Annotated in this window: 13 protein-coding genes and 1 pseudogene; 2 read left to right on the top strand and 12 right to left on the bottom strand. The window is 69.6% G+C overall.

What is annotated here, in order from left to right; genetic code table 11:
- Positions 1–428: 428 nt before the first annotated feature.
- From ACFW9O_RS18315 to ACFW9O_RS18365, 11 genes and pseudogenes are all read right to left on the bottom strand, one after another.
- Complete coding sequence (locus tag ACFW9O_RS18315; RefSeq protein ID WP_384610509.1) at positions 429–2,051, bottom strand: recombinase family protein; 1,623 nt, start codon at positions 2,049–2,051, stop codon at positions 429–431.
- 25 nt (positions 2,052–2,076) lie between these two features.
- A pseudogene (locus ACFW9O_RS18320) lies at positions 2,077–2,400 on the bottom strand (NADH:flavin oxidoreductase/NADH oxidase); the annotation flags it as partial.
- A 175-nt stretch (positions 2,401–2,575) separates the two neighbouring features.
- Positions 2,576–2,977 (bottom strand): hypothetical protein, encoded by a 402-nt coding sequence (locus ACFW9O_RS18325; RefSeq protein ID WP_384610511.1) that lies wholly within the window; start codon positions 2,975–2,977, stop codon positions 2,576–2,578.
- Positions 2,978–3,006: 29 nt separating this feature from the next.
- Entirely contained in the window at positions 3,007–6,210 is a 3,204-nt protein-coding gene (locus ACFW9O_RS18330; protein ID WP_384610513.1) for a glycosyl hydrolase 115 family protein, read from the bottom strand.
- Positions 6,211–6,296: 86 nt separating this feature from the next.
- Entirely contained in the window at positions 6,297–7,835 is a 1,539-nt protein-coding gene (locus ACFW9O_RS18335; RefSeq protein ID WP_384610515.1) for a sodium:solute symporter family protein, read from the bottom strand.
- Between the two features lie 63 nt (positions 7,836–7,898).
- A complete protein-coding gene (locus ACFW9O_RS18340) occupies positions 7,899–9,167 on the bottom strand; it encodes a glucarate dehydratase family protein (RefSeq protein WP_384610516.1) in 1,269 nt (422 codons plus the stop codon).
- Positions 9,168–9,189: 22 nt separating this feature from the next.
- Positions 9,190–9,615, bottom strand: coding sequence for an endo-1,4-beta-xylanase (locus tag ACFW9O_RS18345; protein WP_384610517.1), 426 nt, complete (start codon positions 9,613–9,615; stop codon positions 9,190–9,192).
- Positions 9,616–9,760: 145 nt separating this feature from the next.
- Positions 9,761–12,163 (bottom strand): glycoside hydrolase family 3 N-terminal domain-containing protein, encoded by a 2,403-nt coding sequence (locus ACFW9O_RS18350; RefSeq protein WP_384610519.1) that lies wholly within the window; start codon positions 12,161–12,163, stop codon positions 9,761–9,763.
- Positions 12,164–12,217: 54 nt separating this feature from the next.
- Positions 12,218–13,114 (bottom strand): carbohydrate ABC transporter permease, encoded by an 897-nt coding sequence (locus ACFW9O_RS18355; protein ID WP_351178492.1) that lies wholly within the window; start codon positions 13,112–13,114, stop codon positions 12,218–12,220.
- 4 nt (positions 13,115–13,118) lie between these two features.
- Complete coding sequence (locus ACFW9O_RS18360) at positions 13,119–14,048, bottom strand: carbohydrate ABC transporter permease (RefSeq protein WP_384610521.1); 930 nt, start codon at positions 14,046–14,048, stop codon at positions 13,119–13,121.
- A 2-nt stretch (positions 14,049–14,050) separates the two neighbouring features.
- Complete coding sequence (locus ACFW9O_RS18365; RefSeq protein ID WP_384610823.1) at positions 14,051–15,298, bottom strand: extracellular solute-binding protein; 1,248 nt, start codon at positions 15,296–15,298, stop codon at positions 14,051–14,053.
- A gap of 214 nt (positions 15,299–15,512) precedes the next feature.
- Between ACFW9O_RS18365 and ACFW9O_RS18370 the strand changes: the two genes are divergently transcribed.
- Positions 15,513–16,571, top strand: a complete 1,059-nt coding sequence (locus ACFW9O_RS18370; protein ID WP_351178486.1) for a LacI family DNA-binding transcriptional regulator — start codon at positions 15,513–15,515, stop codon at positions 16,569–16,571.
- A gap of 192 nt (positions 16,572–16,763) precedes the next feature.
- Here ACFW9O_RS18370 and ACFW9O_RS18375 read toward each other — a convergent pair whose 3' ends face one another.
- Entirely contained in the window at positions 16,764–17,477 is a 714-nt protein-coding gene (locus ACFW9O_RS18375; RefSeq protein WP_384610523.1) for a cupin domain-containing protein, read from the bottom strand.
- 264 nt (positions 17,478–17,741) lie between these two features.
- Between ACFW9O_RS18375 and ACFW9O_RS18380 the strand changes: the two genes are divergently transcribed.
- The gene (locus ACFW9O_RS18380; RefSeq protein ID WP_384610525.1) at positions 17,742–18,827 is read left to right on the top strand and encodes a WD40/YVTN/BNR-like repeat-containing protein; all 1,086 of its coding nucleotides are present in this window, start codon (positions 17,742–17,744) and stop codon (positions 18,825–18,827) included.
- The last annotated feature ends 56 nt before the right edge of the window (positions 18,828–18,883 follow it).

Consider the following 18,883-nt stretch of genomic DNA (forward strand, 5'->3'; position numbering starts at 1 on the left):
GCGTGCTCCTTCAGGGGAGTCCGCAACCCCGCTCCTTCTGCCAAGTCGACGCGGGGTTGCGCTGTTTCCGGGAAGGTTCCCCGGGGTGTGTCCACACCTTACGCACAAGCCGTGAGGTGTGTCCACACCTCTGCTAGTGTCGTCACATGCCGAACCAACCGAAGACGCCAGCAAGCCGCTTCCGCATCGACGCCGAACTGTGGGGCGCCTTCGGGGAGGCGACACCCGACGGCACTGACCGCTCTGACGTCCTCCGACGCTTCGTCGCCTACTACTGCCGAAGGCCCGACGCGAAGCTTCCTGAGCGACCTCCAGCCGGTCCGTGGTCCACGCCTCCGCCGGCTGAGTAGGCCGAGCACGACGAGAGCCCCCGCCAGTTGCTGACGGGGGCTCTCGGCTGTCCGGGGTCTATCGGGCGTCGCGCGACCCTAAAGGCTCTCCTGATACGCCACGTCATCAAGCGCGTCTTGCTCTGGATCGACGTGCGTCCCGATTTCGAACGTCAGTCGCTCCTCAACCGGCGCTCTCCATCGCTCAGGTGCGCGCACAGTGATCCGCACTCCGGCCTCCAAAAGCATCCTGCGGTGCATGAGTGGGTCACTCGTCGCGTGCCAGTCGTCAGCCCACGTGGTGTCAAGCTCCACGACCTCCTCCCGCGCGGGGACGACAGGGACGGCCCGCAGTTCCTCCAAGCGGTCGGAGCGGGCCTGAAGCTGCGCCATGACGGCGTCAGCTGCCGGCCCGCGGAGTTGCCCCAGCCTCGTCGACAGCTCTTCTACGTCGGCCGTCAGGTCTGCAATCTCCGCCCGGTGGTCGACGCCCGGGACGCGGACCGCCTGCGTTCGACGGAAGGGACCCATGTGCGCCAGAAATTGCGTCTCTGCGTACTCCAGGACGCCCGGTGACTGGATACTCAACTTCACTTCGCCCGCCTTGTGGAGCTTTCCGAAGCACCGGAACACCTCCTTCTTCACGCCCGCCTCGTGGCCCTTCTTCTCGCGGTACCAGTTGACGAACATGTTTTGCTCACAGGTGCCGCACATAAGGACACCGAGCAAGGGGTGCCCGTCCTTTCGACGAGGCCCTGTGCTGCCCGTTGCGAGCACCTTTAGCGCGTCCTGGAGCTTATGCCAGGTGTCGTCGTCGATAAGGGGTTCGCCCTGGAGCACCGGAGAACCGTCGGAAGTTCGGACGACTGTGCCGTCTTTCTTGACGAGGTGGCCGCGCATGACGGGCGAAAGGAGCATGTCCCGGACCACTGTCAGCTGCCAGGTGCTTTCCGAGTCCGGATCCCGCGGCGGAGTAGCGAGCATTCCCCGGTGATTCTTCGGCGTTACGGCGTCCATGGTCTCTAGCCACCGAAGGATCTCACTGTAGCTCCGGCCAGCAATGGCGCGAGCAACCATGGATCGACGGATATCCGCGGTGGACTTGGTGGGGTCCTTCTTGTCCTCGTGCGCGAAGAGCCACCATCCCTCGTTGTCGTCGGCGAACACGCGCCGGCCCGGCTTGTAGCCGTACGGGACGACTCCCCCGGGCCAGCGGCCGAGCGACTGAAGGTGAGCGGCGGCCCCCTGATTCCGCTCCATGATGGTCTGGCCTTCGAGCTGTGCGGCGAAGGCCAGAATGAGCATGATGAGCTCTGACATGGGTGAGCTGAAGTCCAGCTCCAACTTGTCCCCGCCGGGTCCGCTGGCGAACACGAGGCGCTTTCCGTGCTGCTTCGCGTAGCGCCCTAGGTCCGCCATGTCAGCCATGGAACGCACTGCGCGGTCCATGCGCTGCCAGATCATGACGTCCCACTCGTCAGGGCGATCCAGCCAATATCGAAGCTCCTCGCGCTCCCACGGTGTTGTCTTGAGCGCGGACACGTCCAGGTCACTGGCCCATCCGACGAAGGTCCCGCCCATCCGGGTGCCGGTGGCTTCGACTGTCTCCCTTTGCACCTCCGGGGACGTCGACGCGTCGGTGTAGCGGCTGATGCGGAGGGCTCCAACGACGCGTAGTGCGGCGTCAGTTGTCGCGTGGCGCCGTGGCGCTGGCGGAGTCATGGGTCACATGGTAGTCACGTCAGTTGGCATGGGCGAGCTGGATGCCGGGCACGGTTCCGTGCCGCGTGAGGAAGTCGGTGATGCGGCGGAGCGCGTCCGCCTGCCGGTCGTTCCAGATGCCGAGGTCGGCGGGGCTGATCCGGCCCTCCGGGCTGACAGCCGTGGCCTCCACCAGGATCAGCCCCGTGCCGCCCGTCGCGCGGGAGGCGTAGTGGGCGAAGTGCCAGTCGTTCGCCGCGCCCGTGTCCGGCCCGGACGTCTCCGCGCTGTACTGGCACATCGGGGCCATCCAGATGCGGTTGGGAATGGACAGCGACCGCAGGGTGTAGGGCTCGAAGAGTGCGCTCACGGGAGACTCCGCTTCCTCTGGATGCGACGATGCGACGGGCAGGACAGGCGGGTGGACCTAGGCGGATGGACATGCCGAACACGCCTTGTACGAGATTCACCGTACTACGAGATTTACCGTACTACGTGAATCGTCGAATTACGAAGCCTCTCGTACAACCGGCCCCGTCCGCCCTTCACCTCCCCGGCCGCCGCCGCCTGAGCCTGATGTCGGCCTCGGCCGCGTACATCTGGCTCCAGCTGCGTCCGCCGCCCGACGTCCAGGTCACCTGGACGTTCGCCCCGTCCACCCTGACGCCCTCCACCGTCATGGCCCGGTCGCCGTCGCGTACGTCGCCGCGGAGCAGCTCGCGGGCCTTGACGGTGACCGGATCCGACAGACGCGCGTTCTCCGCTTCCTCGGCCGCCCCGACGAGCGCCGCGGCCAGTTCCCTGGCCGCGGCCGGGGAGCAGGACCAGGAGGCGCCGGCGGACGGGCCCTCGATCAGGATTCCGACCCTGGGGGCGCCCTCGGCCGGGCCGGGGGTCACCTCCAGCGCCGCACCGCGTCCCTCGGTGTCCTCGATCTCGATGCTCATGCCTGTCGCGCCTCCTCGTCCCGCTCCGGTCAGCTCAGCCGGAGACTCTCCGGCGGGCCCAGATAGCTGGGCTTGAGGCCGCCGGTGTCCACCACCAGGTTCTGCAGCACCACCGTCGGGTCGACCATCCAGAATTTCAGCACATGGACGCCGGCCCGGCCGATGTGGTGTGCGGTGCTGGTGCGGTTGACGTTGTCCGAGGTGTTACGGGCCCACTGCGGGTTCATGGTGCCGTCGTCGGCGCCGGTGACCGCGGTGACGTTGACGGACTGCGGGGCGTCGTCGTCGAAGGAGACGGCGTACGTGAGCCCGTCGGCCGCCCGTGCGTTGTTCCGGGGCGACAGGTACGCCCAGACCGTGACCGGCCCGGTGGTGAACAGGCTGACCTGGTACTCCAGCCTCGGCCCCTTCCCGCCCGGCGTCTGGCGTGCGGCCGTGACCGGGAAGGGCTCCATGCCCGAACCGGTGCGGCCGATGCCGGGGATGCGCTGCCAGGAGATGCCGTCGCGGCCCAGCGCCCGGTGGAAGTGGTCCGCCTCGATGGAGACGTAACCGTTGGCCTCGACGAAGCCGGAGAGCTGTGCGCGCCGCGCCCGGGGGCGGTCGATCACGGCCTGGACGACCACCTCGCTGTCACCGGGGCCGGACACGGTGACCGGAACCCGGGTGACGCCCTCGGGTGCCCGTGACCAGTCGACCCTGAAGGTGACCCGGGTCTGGGCGTCCACGCGACCCCGCGTCCGGTCGGCGACCAGCCACGACGCGCCCGTGCGGATGCGGTAGTCGAAGGGTTCGGAGCCACGGTTGAACACCTCCACGTACTGGGCCGGCTGGCTCTGGTACGGGCTGAAGACCGGCAGCACGGGCTCGGCACCGTCCTGCCCCGCGGCCGGCCACCAGGCGGCCGAGCCGTCGATGGCCACCCCCATATCGGCCGTGCGCGGGAGTTCGATGCGGCGCACGGCGGGGAAGATCTCGTCGGCGATCGCCACGTTGTTGAGCTCGGGCTGCTGCCAGGGAGCGTTGGGGCCGTAGCGGTCCACATCGCCGTAACCGATGTGCGGCTGGGACTGGAAGCCCTCCCACTTCCCGTCGGCCACCTCGGTGTTGAAGCGGCGCGCCAGCGCGAAGTCGTCGGCGAGCCTGGCCTCGGCGGTGGCCGCGAGCTGGTTGGTGAGGGCCCTGCCCTGGGGCGCGTAGTGGAGGTTGGTGAACTCGGCCTCACGCAGCGCGTACAGGTTGGCGGTCGCCCTGACCTCGTAGCCGACCAGCTGGTACCAGGCGTCCTGGGCCGAGGCGGGGAGCTTGCGCCCGATGCGCGCCGCCGCGGTGTCCAGACGCTGCCAGTCCTCGGTGACCCGCTCCAGCTCGCGGTAGTCGGTCAGGCTGAAGGGTGTCGCCCGGTCGTCGTAGACGATGGCGGACGAGTCCTTCGCCGGGTCCTTGGCGGGGTCGAGGGTGATCCTCCGGTTGAGCAGCTCGGGCTTGCGGCGGGACTGCAGCTGGGCGTAGGTACGCAGGACGGAGGCCACATCCTCGGCCTGCTTCTCGCCGAAGTTCTGCCGGGCGTACTGCTCCTCCCACTCCGGGATCCGGTCCAGGGTCCAGCGGTCGGGGTCCCAGGCGTACTCCAGGAAGAACTGCGTGGGCAGTTCGTTGCCCTTGAGGTCTCCGACGTTGGTGATCCACAGGCCGTGGTTGCCGTAGGCCGCGCTCTGGTGCAGCTGGTCCCACATGTTGGGGAGCGAGGCGGTGTCGACCCACTTGTAGTTGCGTCCCACCCCGACGTAGTCGAAGTGGTAGTAGAGGCCGTACCCACCGCTGCGGTCGTCGTTCTCCAGGTCGGGCAGCTTGCGGACGTTGGACCAGTTGTCGTCGGTGAGGACGACGGTGACGTCGTCGGGGACCCGCAGCCCGCGGTCCCAGTAGCGCTGGACCTCCTTGTAGAGCGTCCATACCTGCGGCACGTCGGCGTCGGAGCCGAGTTCCTCGGCGAGGATCTGGCGCTGGGTGGCGATGATCTCCGTCATCAGCTCGATGCCGTCACCGTCCGGCAGGCTGACGTCGCCGTTGCCACGCATACCGAGGGTGACCACGCCCTCGAAGTCCTCGTCCGCCATGCGGCGGATGCCCTGCCTCCAGTAAGCCTTGATGGCCTCGGCGTTGCGGCGGAAGGACCATTCGCCGGTGCCGCCGAAGGGGTCGTGGCCGGGCTTGGTGATGTTTCCGGCGCTGTCGCGCACGGCCGCGACGGCGTGCCGGTTCCACTCCTCGATCCCCCGCATCATGGGCGCCTCGTGCGAGGTGCCCATGACGACTCCGTACGCCTTCGCGGTGGCGTGGTTCTGCGGGTCGTCCTCGGCGAACGCGCGGCCCCAGACGGCGGGCCACAGGTAGTTGGCCTTGAGCCGCAGCATCACCTCGAAGATCTTGGCGTAGAAGTCGGCGTTGAATCCGCCCTCGAATCCGGGCGCCTTGCCGGGGCCGAAGAAGGCCGGGGCCCAGGTCCCGAGCGCCGGGTTCTCGTCGTTGATGAAGAATCCGCGGTACTTCACGGCCGGGGTGCCCTGACTGTGCAGACCAGGCAGGACATACAGCGCGTCACGGTGTACGGGTGCGACGTCGTCCCACCAGTACCAGGGCGAGACGCCGATGCCCCGGGAGACGTCGTACGCGCCGAAGATCGTGCCGCGCTGGTCGCTGCCCGCGATCACGAAGGCACGGTCCACGCCCGGCAGCGGCTTCTCCACCACGGCCTGAAGGCTGGTCTCCCATTTTCCCGCGATCCCGGAGACCTTCAGCTTGCGCGCGGCGACCAGAGCGTCGATCAGCGGGCTGCGGCCGAGGGTTCCCACGAGGACGATCTCGCGGCTGCCCCTGGGGGCCGTGTCGTGCGCGAGCACGGGGCGGACCCCCGTGACGCGCTCGATGTCTGCCCGGAGGTCACCGGCCACCCGCACGACGCCCGCGTGGTCGCTGTCGCTGACCACGATCGGGGCCGCCCTGCCGGCCCTCACCAGCGGGAAGGCGCCGGAGCGCGGGGTGAAGGAGATGTAGGCACCGGGGTCCGTGGGCCGGAGAGGGGCGGGGCCGCCGGACATCGGTGTCGTCGCTGCCGCCTCGCCCGTGATCCCCATCAGGGACCCGAGAGGTGTGGCCGCGAGGGCCGTCAGCCCCAGGCCGGCCCCCAGGATCGATCGGCGACTGCTGTGGTGCGGGACGTGCTGGTCCATACTGCTCTCCCAGTTTTGTTCACACTCTTGACAAATTGGACGGGTGTGAGTCCTTGGCATGTGTTCGGTGGAAGGGGTGGAGCGCGTCAGTCGATGGCGCCGGACGCCGCGGCTGGCTGGGCAGCGGTGGCTGTCACCGCTGCGCCGTCGCCGTCGGAGGCGGGTGACAGGGCCGCCACGATCGCGTCGGCGGTGTCGTCGGGCTCCGGGCTGATCAGACCGACGGCGATGTACACCACCAGCGAGGTGACCAGCGGGGTGACGATCACCAGGGTCTGGTCCGTGCTCTCGAGCACGAACTTCACGAGGGCGTAGCCCAGCAGCCCCAACGCCCAGGAGGACAGGGCCGCGCGGGGCCCGAACCTGCGGAACGCCGGCAGCAGCCCCAGCAGCATCGGGATGGAGATGGGGCCCATCACGGCCGCGACGAGTCCGACGATGATGCCCAGCACACCGCCGAAGTGGTCCGCCTCGATGGCGACGATCATGCTGATGGTGATGAATACGACGGTGCACACCCGGGCGACGAGGAGTCCGGTGGCCGGGGACAGGTCCCTGGCGCGGCGGACCACCGCGGGGATGATGTCGCGGGTGACGACCGCGGAGACCGCGTTGGCGTCCGACGAGGCCATCGCCATCGTGTGGGAGAACATCCCCGCCAGGGTCAGACCGACGAGCCCGGCGGGCAGGTACGACTCCGCCATCAGCGCGTAGACCTTCTCCGGGTCGGCGATGCCCGGCAGCAGCACGGCCGCGGCGACGGGCGGGAACAGCAGCACGGCCGGCCACACCACGTACAGGAGCGCCGAGAGCCCGGCGGAACGGCGTGCGGCCTTCGGGGAGTCCGTGGCCATGTACCGCTGGGCCAGGTTCCACATGCCGCCGTTGTACTCGAAGAGCTTCACGACGACGTAGGCGCCGAGGAAGGTCGCCGTGTACGGGCCGACGAGCGGCTGCCCGTGCCCGTCGGGCAGCCTGTTCCAGATCGTTCCGAGGCCGGCCACGCCGTCGCCCAGCCGGTCCAGAACGACCCAGAGCATGGCGAGCGCGGCAGCGCCCTGGATGATGAACTGCCCGAAGTCGGTGAGCGCGTCGGCCCACAGGCCGCCCACGGTGCAGTAGAGCAGGGTGACGATGCCGGTGATCAGGATGCCCACCGTCATCGACATGCCGGTGAACACGTTGAGCAGCACCGCCACCGATGCCCACTTGGCGGCCACGTCGAACACCTTGAGCAGGGCGCCGCTCCAGGCGAGCGCCTGCTGCGTGGGCACGTTGTACCGCTTGGCCAGGTACTCCAGCGGGGACGCGACCGCGTAACGCTGCCTCAGCCGCTGCCAGCGCGGTGCGAACAGCCAGGCGCCCACGGCGGTTCCGAGAGCGAGCGGCAGGAAGGCCCAGACGTAGACGGTGATGCCGTAGCTGTACGCGATGGCGGCGTAGGCGACGAACACGGCCGCGCTGTAGCCGGACATGTGATGGGAGATACCGGAGAGCCACCAGGGCATCCGGCCGCCCCCGGTGAAGTAGTCACTCACGTTGCCTACGCGGCGGTGCGACCACAGGCCTATGAGCAGCATCACCAGGAAATAGCCGCCCAGGGCGGCCCAGTCGAGCGGGGCCATGAAAACTCCTTGATCTGCATCGGATCGCACCGCGGCCGACCGGGAGCCGGCGGCCGCGACGGATCACCAACGGGGCGTTTTCTTCTCGTAGTACGGGTCGATCCGCTGCATGTAGCCGGTGTCGTCCCGGTTGCGCAGTCCGCACGCGATGTACTGCTCGTGCAGACGGGCGAGGGCGTCACGGTCGAGTTCGATGCCGAGTCCCGGCCCCCGGGGGACCTTCACGGCCCCGTCGGCGAAGGCCAGCGCGCCGGGGACCACGACCTCCTCGGTCTTCCACGGCCAGTGGGTGTCACAGGCGTAGGTGAGGTTCGGTGTGGCGGCCGCCAGATGGGTCATCGCCGCCAGGCTGATTCCGAGATGCGAGTTGGAGTGCATCGACAGGCCCAGGCCGAAGGTGTCGCAGATCCCCGACAGCAGACGGGATCGGTGGAGGCCGCCCCAGTAGTGGTGGTCGGAGAGCACCACCTGGACCGATCCCTGTCCGACGGCGGGCGCCAGGTGCTCGAAGGCGACGACGCACATGTTGGTGGCGAGGGGGATCGATGTCTCCCGTGCCACCCGCGCCATACCGTCGAGGTCGGGTGTCGGGTCCTCCAGGTACTCCAGGACTCCCTCGAGGCGGCGCGCCACCTCGATCGAAGTGGCGACGCTCCAGGCCGCGTTGGGGTCGAGCCGTAGCGGCAGCGCGGGAAATGCCTCGCGCAGGGCCAGGATCGCCTGGACCTCCTCCTCGGGCGGCCGCACCCCGCCCTTCAGCTTGACCGCCGAGAAGCCGTACTCGGTGATCATGCGTCGGGCCTGGGCGACGATCGCGTCCGGGTCCAGGGCCTCGCCCCAGCTGTCCGGATCGGCCCCCGGATGCGCGGCCCACTTGTAGAAGAGATAGGCGCTGAACGGAACGGAGTCCCGTACCGCACCGCCGAGAAGGTCACTCACCGGTCGGCCCGCCGCCTTGCCCTGGATGTCCAGGCAGGCCACCTCGAACGGGGAGAACACCCGGTCCACGGCGCTGCTCGTGGTGATCATTCCGGTGAGTCCGGATCCGCCGGTTCCGCTGTCGCCGGCCAGCACGTCGGCCACTCTGCGGTGCATGGCACCGAGCGCGTACACGTCCATGCCGGTGACGGCCTCCCCGGCTGCCCGCAGCCGGTGCAGATGCCCCTCGTCCGCGTAGGTCTCGCCGAGGCCGACCAGGCCGTCGGCCGTGTCGACCTCGACGATCGCCCGCAGCGCGAAGGGTTCGTGCACACCGACCGCGTTCAGCAGAGCCGGGTCCCGAAAGGCAACAGGGGTGATTCTCACTCCGGTGATCCGGAGGTCTTCGGTCATTCCGTCGCCTCTTCCGTACCCATCAGCATGTGTGCGTCCAGTGCCGGCCGGCGGCGAGCGTCAGGGTCTGACGCAGCGTGCCGTAGGCGGGCTTGGCGGTGTTCTTCTCGTCGAGGATGTTGGCCGCCCCGTCACCGGGGAACGTGCGCGGAACCCAGGAGTACGTGTCGCTGAAGCCCCACACGGTGAAGGTGTTGCAGCGCGGGGTGGGCAGGCAGCCGCGCAGGAGGACGGCGTGGCCCTCGGCCCGCGCCTCGAGCCTCGTGCTGTCGGCGGGCAGCGGCATCCGTACGTCGGCCTCGGGGACGGCGAGCGTCTGCGGATCCGCGTGGGGCCCCCGCCCATGACGTGAGGCGGCATTGTCGGTTGCGGCGGACGCCTTGGGCAGGGTGAAGGCGGAGACGAGGATCGCGACAGCGGCGGCCACCGAGCGGGTTGCCTTGAGCATGACAGACGCCTTTCCGCAGTTGCGCCCCGTCCGGAGCCCTCGGCGTGAGCCGAGGGCCCCGGGGCGGCCTTCGAAAGTTTCGACATCACCTCCGCACATCCCGGGCGTGCGGAGCGGGCAGGCAGGAAACCGCTGCCCCTGCCCGTCAGTTCTCCGGGACCACCGGCTCGTGCGACGTGGTGCAGACGAGCCGGCGCCGGTGATCGACGGTCCGCTCGGGCCCGGTGAGGCGCAGGCGTACCGTGTGCCGGACGTCGGCGTGGTCACTGGATGCGGCGAAACGGAGTTCGATGTCGCCGGGCTCGACGATGCGGCGCCCGCCCGTCCCGGTGAAGGACACCAGGTCCGCGTGGAAGCGGAAGCGGACCCGCCGGGTCTCCCCCGCGGCGAGCGGCACGCGGGCGTAACCGATCAGCCGCGACTCGGGGCGGGTGGTCTGGGCGACCGGGTCGTGGACGTAGAGCTGGACGACTTCGGCGCCGTCGCGTTCGCCGCTGTTACGGACGGTGAGCTCGAGGTCGGTGGCGCCGTCGGTGGGCAGCTCGGCCGGGACGGGAGCGCCGGCCTCCCATGCGAAGGAGGTGTACGAGAGTCCGTGACCGAACGCGTGGAGCGGGGTCGGGTCCAGGTTGCTGACCCCGTTGACCCGGCCGAGCGGCGGCTGCAGGTAGGTCCACGGCTGGCCACCGGGACCGTTGGGGACACCGATGGGTAGCCGTCCGGAGGGGTTGACCCGCCCCGACAGCACGCCCGCCAGTGCCGGTCCGCCCTCCTCGCCCGGGAAGAAGGCCTGCACGCACCCGGCCAGCCGGTCGGCCCGGCCGCCGAGCGCGTACGTACGGCCCGTCAGCAGCACGAGGACCACCGGGGTTCCCGTGTCCAGCAGCGCGTCGAGCAGCTCGGCCTGGATACCAGGCAGGGACAGATCGGCCGCGTCGCAGCCCTCGCCCGAGGTGCCGCGGCCGAACAGGCCGGCCCGGTCGCCGAGCACGGCCACGCAGACATCGGCACCGGCGGCCAGTTCCACGGCCTGCGCGATTCCGGCGGTGTCCGCCCCGTCGACGTCGCAGCCCTCCGCGAAGTCGATCCCGGCATCCGGGAATTCCTCGCGCAGGGACTCGAGCACCGTCGGAACGGCGATGCCCATCGGCATCTCGGGATGCAGGACGCCCACATGGCTGGGGAAGGAGTAGCAGCCGAGCATGGCCAGCGGGTCGTCGGCGCGCGGCCCCACGACCGCGATCCGTCCGGTGCCGCCGAGCGGCAGCACATCGCCGGGGTTGGCGAGCAGGACACAGGACCGCTCGGCCAGGATCCGGGCCAGGGCCCGGTTCCGCGGCGGGTCGAGGTCCACGGTGCCGCGCGCCCGGTCCGGGTCCACCCCGTCGAGCGCGGCGGGCAGGACCGGCCGTTGCGGGTCGAGCAGCCCGAGCTCGCACTTCTGCAGCAGGACACGGCGCAGAGCCCGGTCCACCAGTTCCTCGGCCACCGCTCCCTCACGCACGGCGGCGATGAGCTCGTCGCCGTAACTGCGCACGGTGGGCAGTTCCACATCGACGCCCGCGGTGAGTGCGAGGCGGGCGGCATCGGCGCGACCGGTGGCGACCCTGTGCAGGGTCTCCAGGAAGCCGATGCCGAAGTAGTCGGCGACGACGGTCCCGCCGAACCCCCAGGTGTCCCTGAGCAGCTCGGTGAGCAGTGTCGGGTCCGCGGCGGTGGGCACCCCGTCGATCTCGGCGTACGAGTGCATCACCGAGCGGGCTCCGCCCTCGCGGAGCGCCATCTCGAAGGGCGGAAGGATCACGTCGGCCATCTCCCGGCCGCCCGCACGGACCGGCGCGAGGTTCCGCGCCCCGGCGGACGCGGAGTAGCCCGCGAAGTGCTTCAGCGTGGCGACGATCCCGGCGGACTCGAGGCCCCGGACGTAGGCCGAACCGATCGTCGCGACCAGGTACGGGTCCTCGCCGATGGTCTCCTCCACGCGGCCCCAGCGAAGGTCCCGCACGACGTCCAGGACGGGAGCGAGCCCCTGGTGGACGCCGACCGACCGCATGTCGGCGCCGATCAGGCGGGCCATCTCCTCGACGAGCTCGGGGTCCCAGGCCGCACCCCAGGCCAGCGGCACGGGATAGGCGGTGGCGCCCCACGCGGTGAAGCCGGCGAGGCACTCCTCGTGGGCGAGCGCCGGTATGCCGAACCTGCCGGCCTCGGTGATCCGTGCCTGCGCCCGCGCCAGCGCGACGGCGCCGACACCCGGGTCCACCGGGGCGGTGCCGAACGGCCGGGTGAGCTGGCCGAGTCCGCGGGTGGTGAGCTCCTCGAAGTCGACCGGGTCGACCATGTCGTTCTGGTGGGGTGCGACCCCGTCGCCCTCGGCGTCGGCGCCCACCCAGATTCCGTAGAGCTGTGCGGCCTTCTCCTCGAGGGTCATCCGGGTGATGAGATCGGCCACCCGCACCTCTGGGGTGAGCGACGGGTCGCGCCAGGGGCCGTCGGCCTCGGGTACCGGGTCGGCCTTACGGGCTTGGGGGTGGGGGTGGATTGCCATGGCGGCAGGGGTTCCTCTCAAGAGTGCGGTGGTGCGGGGGCGGCAGAGGTGTCGCTACTTGCCGCCCACCCCCATCAGTCCGTTGACCAGCGCACGCCGGGCCACGAGGTACACGGCGAAAATGGGCACGACGGAGAGCACGATCGCCGCCAGCACGGCCGGGATGTTCACGCCGAACTGGGTCATGAAGTTGAACAGCCCGAGCGTCAGCACCCGGTTCTCCTCCGACTGCGTCAGGATCAGGGGGAACAGGAAGCCGTTCCACGCCTGCAGCGCGGAGAAGATCGCCACGGTGCTGATGCCGGCCTTGGAGAGCGGGATCGCCAGCTGCCACAGCATCCGCACGGGCGAGGCGCCGTCGAGGGACATCGCCTCGTACATCTCCTCCGAGACGTCCCGCATGGTGCCGCTGAGCACCAGGACGGCAACCGGCATGGAGAAGGCGGCAGTCGGCAGGATGATCGCGTAGAGGGTGTCGTAGAGACCCATCTTGCCGATCAGCAGGTACAGGGGCACGATCACCGCCTGCGCCGGTATCGCCACACCGAGCAGGAACGTGCGGAACGCCAGCGAGGAGAGACGGCTGCGGGTGCGCACCGCCACGTACGCCACCGGAATGGACAGCACCAGCACGATGGCGACCGTGGACACCGCGACGATCGCGGTGTTGCCGAGCAGCGTGAGGAACCCGCTGTTCAGCACGGTGTTGTAGTTGTCGAACGTCGGATCCGTCGGGAACGCCAGCGGGTCGCCGTTCAGCGCCTCGTCCTGCCGCATGAGCGACGCGGAGACCAGCGTGTAGAGCGGCACCAGGACGATGACGAGCCAGACCAGCGAACCAAGGCCGGCCAGCGGGTTGCCCAGCAGCTTCCGACGGCGGGCCGATGCCTGATGGCGCTTCAGGGACGGCGAGATCCGCTGCGGGGCAACGGGGCGGGTGTCGATCGACATCGCGTCACATACCTTCCCGGGTGGACCGCATCGATCCGAAGCCGCTGAAGCGGACCAGGACGAGCGAGAGACTGGTGGCCACGACGACCAGTGCGGTGGCGATGGCTGCGGCGTATCCCAGGTCGTACGTCTGGAAGCCGGTCCGGTACATCAGGTACGGCAGGATCGTCGTGTCCGTGCCGGGACCGCCCTTGGTCATGATGAGCACGGTGTCGAAGTACGTCAGCGAGCCGACGATCATCAGGACCGACGAGGTCGTCATGGTGTGGCGCAGCTGCGGCAGGGTGATGTGGAAGAACTGCCGCACCATGCCGGCGCCGTCGATGGCGGCCGCCTGGTAGAGGACCTCCGGGATCTGCCGGGCACCGCCCTGGTAGATCAGCGTGTGGAAGGGCATGAACTGCCAGCCGCCGACGAACGCCACCGTGAGCAGCGCGCCCGTGGACGACCCCATGATGTTGGGATCGATTCCGATCCAGGGGCCGATCTCCTTGATCACGCCGAAGTTGGGGTCCAGCAGGGCGTGGAAGAGCATGGCGATCGCGGTGGTGGAGAGCAGCAGCGGAATGAAGAAGATCGCGGACAGCACGGCCCGGCTGCGCTGGCGTCCCGCCGCCCAGACGCCCAGCAGCAGTGCCACAGGGGTCTGGAAGGCCCAGCTGATCGTGGTGAGCAGGAGGCTCAGCCAGGCTGCCTGGCCGAACTCGGAGTCCTTGAACAACCGGGTCCAGTTGTCCAGGCCCGTCAGGGTCGGGGAGTTGAGCCCGTCCCATTCGCAGAAGGAGAGATAGACGGCGATCGCCAGGGGGATGATCGCGAAGACGGCGAAGAAGAGGATGCCGGGCAGGGCCCAGGCGACCGGGGGGCGGCCGACGTTGCCGACGGCCGCCTTCCTGTCTCCGCGCCTCTTCGCATGCGGAGTGTGGTGGGACATCGTCAGTGTGCGGCCTTCATTGCTTCGACGAACTGCTCCGGAGTGGTCTTGCCGGCGAACAGCTTGCTGATTTCGGTGAGCAGCGGGGTGGCGTACTGGGCCTCCAGCGCCTGGTCCCACGAGAGGGTGAAGCTCGGAGCCTTCTGGACCAACTGGTACTGGTCGTTGGCGAACTCGGGGTTGGGCGAGGTGCTCAGCATCGAGGCCGCGTTGGAGGTGGTGGGGATGTCACCGTTGTCGACGAGGGCCTGGGCGTAGCTCTTCGACGCCATCGTCTTCAGGAACGCGATGGCGGCGTCCTTGTGCTTGGTACGGGCGTTGACGGACCAGTAGTTGGTCGGGTTGCCCACCACGTTCGCCGGGTCACCCACACCGCCCGCCACGGTCGGGAACGCGGCCCAGCCGAGGTCCTTCTTGGCGAATTCGGGTGCCTTGCCCAGCTGGGTCGAGTACTCCCACGAGCCCATGAGGTGCATGGCGGCCTTGCCCTTGTTGAGCAGGGTCGGGGCTCCGCCGTTGCCGTAGTCGACCGAGTTGAAGTTCTTGCCGAACGCACCGTCGTCGATCAGCTCCTTGACGGTCTGTGCCGTCTTGAGCACCGCCGGGTCGCCCCAGCCGTCGGTGTCGCCGTTCTGGATCTTCTGGAAGACCTCGGGTCCGCCGATCCGGTCCAGCAGGTACTCCATCCACATCAGCTCGGGCCACTTGTCGGAGCCGCCCAGGGCGAAGGGGGTGATGCCCGCGGCCTTGAAGGTGGTGATGGCCTTCTGGAGGTCCTCCCACGTCTTGGGGACCTCGAGCTTGTGCTCGGCGAAGAGGCTCTTGTTGTAGAAGACCATCACGGGCTGCATGCCGCGCATCGGCACCCCGTATATCTTCCCGTCGAGGCTGCCCGCGGTCATGATCGACGGGAGGAAGCCGTCCTTGAGCGTGGCGTCGTTCTTGACGGTCGAGGTGAGGTCGACCAGGTTCTTGGAGTCGACGTACGGCTTGATGGAACCGCCGCCCCAGTTGAAGAAGACGTCCGGGGCGCTGGGCGAGCCCATGGCGCTGCGGAGCTTGTTCACGTAGTCGGTGCCGGGGACCGACACCAGCTTGACCTTGACCTTGGAGGTCTTGTTGAACGTGTCGACCGCAGCCTGCTGTACCTTGACCGCGTCATCGCCGTAGACGTACGCGGTGATGGTGCCGCCGCCGTCGCTGCCGCTGTCTCCCGAACCGCAACCGGCCAGGAGACCGGCCATCGCCATCGCCGCACCGACTGCGACCCATCTCGTCGTACGTGTGCCCTGAGTGAAAATACCCGACCGCATGACCGCACCCTCTGTCGAATGTTTCGGCTTGCCTTTCGAATGTTGCCGGAACCGTACGGTCGTGTTTCGGGCTCGTCAAGAGGGTAGGGCTAAGGATTTACCAACACCGCCCGGCCACCTGTTCGGGGCTTCGGGGAGCTACGATTCGTGCATGAGCCCTGCAAAGGTCCAGCCCCAACAGGAGAAGGTGTCCGTCGACGAGTCGTCGGAGAGCACCGCCACGCTGGCAGAAATCGCCCGAGCGGCCGGAGTTTCGGCTCCGACAGTTTCGAAAGTGCTGAACGGGCGAGCCGATGTTGCCCCCAGCACCCGCACCAGGGTGGAGGAACTGCTGCTGCGTCACGGCTACCGCCGGAGGCGCGGCGCCTCGCAACAGTCCCAGCTCATCGACCTGGTCTTCCACGAACTGGACAGCGCTTGGGCGATGGAAGTCGTCCGGGGAGTCGAGAACGTCGCCCGTGAGGAGGGCCTGAGCCTGGTGCTCTCGGAGAGCGCCGGCCGGCTGACCCCGGGACAGACCTGGGTGGACGGCGTCCTGGCACGCCGCCCGGCCGGCGTCATCCTGGTGCTCTCGGACCTCGACGCCGCTCAGCGCGCCCAGCTCAACAGCCGCAGCATCCCGTTCGTCGTGGTGGACCCGGCGGGCGATCCCGGCGACGACATCCCTTCGGTCGGCGCGGCCAACTGGCAGGGCGGTCTCGCCGCCACACGCCATCTGACGGGTCTGGGACACCGCCGGATCGGCGTGATCGGCGGGCCGACCCGCATGATGTGCAGCCGTGCCCGCATCGACGGCTACCGCGCCGCGCTGGAGACCTCGGGCATTCCGATGGACCCCGAGCTCGTGCGCGAGGGCGAGTTCCACCACGAGGACGGCTACACGGCGGCCCTGGAGCTGCTGCGCCTTCCGAACCCTCCCACCGCGATCTTCGCCGGCAACGACCTGCAGGCGCTCGGCGTGTACGAGGCGGCGCGTGAGCTGGGACTGCGGATTCCGGAGGACCTCAGCGTGGTCGGATTCGACGACCTGCCGCTCACCCGGTGGATCGGGCCGCCTCTCACCACCGTGCGGCAGCCGCTGATAGAGATGGCCGAGACCGCCGCCCGGCTGGTGCTCGACCTCGGCCGGGGCCGGCAGCCCGCAACCACCCGGGTCGACCTGGCGACGAGCCTGGTGGTCCGCAGCAGCACGGCCCCGCCGGCCGGCTGACGGGCGGGCGGGACGCTGTCGGCGGGCCGGGCACCGGGCCATGTCCGGGGAGAGCTTCGCCGACGTGTACGGACGGTCCGTGCGACGTGTGGGCGGTCCACCGGACGGCAGGAGGGTGGGGCACACGGACGACGACGGCAGCGCCCCCCGGCCGCTGACCCGCACACGCGGGCTCCCCGCTGCCGGAGTCGGTCATCCCGGGTAGACGTCGAGGCGGCCGCACATACCGAACCTCCCGAGTGCGGAGGGCTGTTCCGCGTGCACCCGGGCATCGCGGAGGTGCGCGTCCTCGCCGCGTGCCAGGGCGTCGAGGTGCCGGCCGGTCGCCCGGGACGCGGCCTCCGCGCCCTGCTGCCAGCGTGCGCGCCAGTCCTCGGTCCGGGGGCGCACGAGCTCCGCGGCGGCCCGGTGGAACGCGGCCAGCGGCCCGGGATCGCCCGCCACCGTGGCGCCGCGCAGTGCGAGGAAACCCTGGACGGCGAGATCGCGGCGGGTGCGTGCGGCGAACGCCTGCGCCTGCTCGGTGCCGCCGGGAAGGGTGGCTGCCGCGCGGTAGAGCCCGGCATCCGCGAGGATCCGGGGCGGAAACGTGAGCACGGCGTCACCCGCTTCCGGCAGCCCGCCGTTCTGCATGAGGACGACGATGCGCAGCCCGTTCTCGTTGACCAGCCGGTGGATGGTGCCCGGGGTGAACCACACGAGTGCCCCGGGAGCCAGGGGGGTCTCCTGGAAGCCTGAGGCCGTGAGGGTCTGCACCGACCCGCTGCCTCCGACGACCACGTAGCCCTCGGAACACGTCAGGTGCAGATGCGGGGTCCCACCGCGCAGGCCGTCCTCCGTGGGCCAGTCGTAGACCCTGAGGTGGGACACGGCGACAGCGCCCGGCAGTCCTTCGAAGGTCGTCACAGGTGCTCCTCGGTCGGGTGTCGCCGTCGCCTGCCGGGCACGCCGCTCCGTGCGTCCCCACGCCCGTTCCAGCGGCCGCACCTCGTCTGCCGCGCCTGGGGAGCAAGCGCTTTCGCACCAGACAACCCGGCGCACGACCGGGGGTCAAGAGCGCCTGCCGCAACCGGGCCGGCCGGGGCGGCGGCCGTATGTGCGGGCGACTGTCAGTGGCCCGGTGCAGACTGTCCCGTATCCGGCACAACGGCGTTTCGGGAGGTCTCTGTCATGACCGACGTACTGCTCACCGTAGGCACCCGCAAAGGACTCTTCATCGGCCGCAGGCGCGGCGGCGCATGGGAGTTCGGTGATCCGCACTTCAACGCGCAGGCCGTCTACTCGATCGCGATCGACACCCGCGGGCCGGCACCCCGTCTGCTGGTCGGCGGCGACAGCGCGCACTGGGGCCCCTCCGTCTTCCACTCCGACGACCTGGGCGCCACATGGGTCGAGCCGAAGCAGCCGGCGGTGAAGTTCCCCCAGTTCACCGAGGCGTCGCTGGAGCGGGTCTGGCAGCTGCATCCGGCCGGTCCCGAGGCACCCGGCGTGGTGTACGCGGGGACGGAGCCGGCGGCCCTGTTCCGGTCCGAGGACGGCGGCGAGTCCTTCGAGCTGGTCCGCCCGCTGTGGGAGCACCCGACGAGGTCGAAGTGGGTGCCCGGCGGGGGCGGCGAGGGTCTCCACACCATCCTGACCGACCCGAGGGACGCCCGTGCGGTGACGGTCGCGGTCTCCACCGCGGGCGTGTTCCGGACGAAGGACGGCGGCGAGCAGTGGGCTCCGTCCAACAAGGGGGTCTCCGCGGTCTTCCTGCCGGACCCCGATCCCGAGTTCGGCCAGTGCGTGCACAAGGTCACCCGTGACGCGGCCGACCCCGACCGGCTCTACCTGCAGAACCACTGGGGGGTCTTCCGCAGCGACGACTCCGGGGACAACTGGACGGACATCGGCGGGGGCCTGCCTTCGGACTTCGGCTTCGCCGCCGTCGCGCATCCGCACCGCGCGGACACGGTCTACGTCTTCCCGATCACCGCGGACGCCGACCGCGTCCCCGCCGGTCGCCGCTGCCGGGTGTTCCGTACGCGTGACGCCGGAGCGACCTGGGAGCCCCTGACGCAGGGCCTGCCGGACGGCGCCCACTACGGCACGGTGCTCCGCGATGCGCTCTGCACGGACGACGCCGACCCGGCGGGCGTCTACTTCGGCAACCGTAACGGCGAGGTGTACGCGAGCGAGGACGACGGGGACAGCTGGCAGCAGCTCGCCTCGCATCTGCCCGACGTGCTGTGCGTGCGGGCGGTGGTGCTCGACTGACCCGCAGCCGACCGGTGTGGTCGTAGCACCGGTGGAGCACCAGTTAGAGTGCGGCC

Source organism: Streptomyces sp. NPDC059499 (assembly GCF_042749285.1).
Lineage (GTDB): Bacteria > Actinomycetota > Actinomycetes > Streptomycetales > Streptomycetaceae > Streptomyces.

Excerpts from the sequence above, each read along its gene's own strand:
- ACFW9O_RS18335 (WP_384610515.1), bottom strand. The coding sequence starts at position 7,835 with ATGGCCCCGCTCGACTGGGCCGCCCTGGGCGGCTATTTCCTGGTGATG.
- ACFW9O_RS18340 (WP_384610516.1), bottom strand. The coding sequence starts at position 9,167 with ATGACCGAAGACCTCCGGATCACCGGAGTGAGAATCACCCCTGTTGCC.
- ACFW9O_RS18345 (WP_384610517.1), bottom strand. The coding sequence starts at position 9,615 with ATGCTCAAGGCAACCCGCTCGGTGGCCGCCGCTGTCGCGATCCTCGTC.
- ACFW9O_RS18350 (WP_384610519.1), bottom strand. The coding sequence starts at position 12,163 with ATGGCAATCCACCCCCACCCCCAAGCCCGTAAGGCCGACCCGGTACCC.
- ACFW9O_RS18355 (WP_351178492.1), bottom strand. The coding sequence starts at position 13,114 with ATGTCGATCGACACCCGCCCCGTTGCCCCGCAGCGGATCTCGCCGTCC.
- ACFW9O_RS18370 (WP_351178486.1), top strand. The coding sequence starts at position 15,513 with ATGAGCCCTGCAAAGGTCCAGCCCCAACAGGAGAAGGTGTCCGTCGAC.
- ACFW9O_RS18365 (WP_384610823.1), bottom strand. The coding sequence starts at position 15,298 with ATGGCGATGGCCGGTCTCCTGGCCGGTTGCGGTTCGGGAGACAGCGGC.
- ACFW9O_RS18360 (WP_384610521.1), bottom strand. The coding sequence starts at position 14,048 with ATGTCCCACCACACTCCGCATGCGAAGAGGCGCGGAGACAGGAAGGCG.
- ACFW9O_RS18325 (WP_384610511.1), bottom strand. The coding sequence starts at position 2,977 with ATGAGCATCGAGATCGAGGACACCGAGGGACGCGGTGCGGCGCTGGAG.
- ACFW9O_RS18380 (WP_384610525.1), top strand. The coding sequence starts at position 17,742 with ATGACCGACGTACTGCTCACCGTAGGCACCCGCAAAGGACTCTTCATC.
- ACFW9O_RS18315 (WP_384610509.1), bottom strand. The coding sequence starts at position 2,051 with ATGACTCCGCCAGCGCCACGGCGCCACGCGACAACTGACGCCGCACTA.
- ACFW9O_RS18330 (WP_384610513.1), bottom strand. The coding sequence starts at position 6,210 with ATGGACCAGCACGTCCCGCACCACAGCAGTCGCCGATCGATCCTGGGG.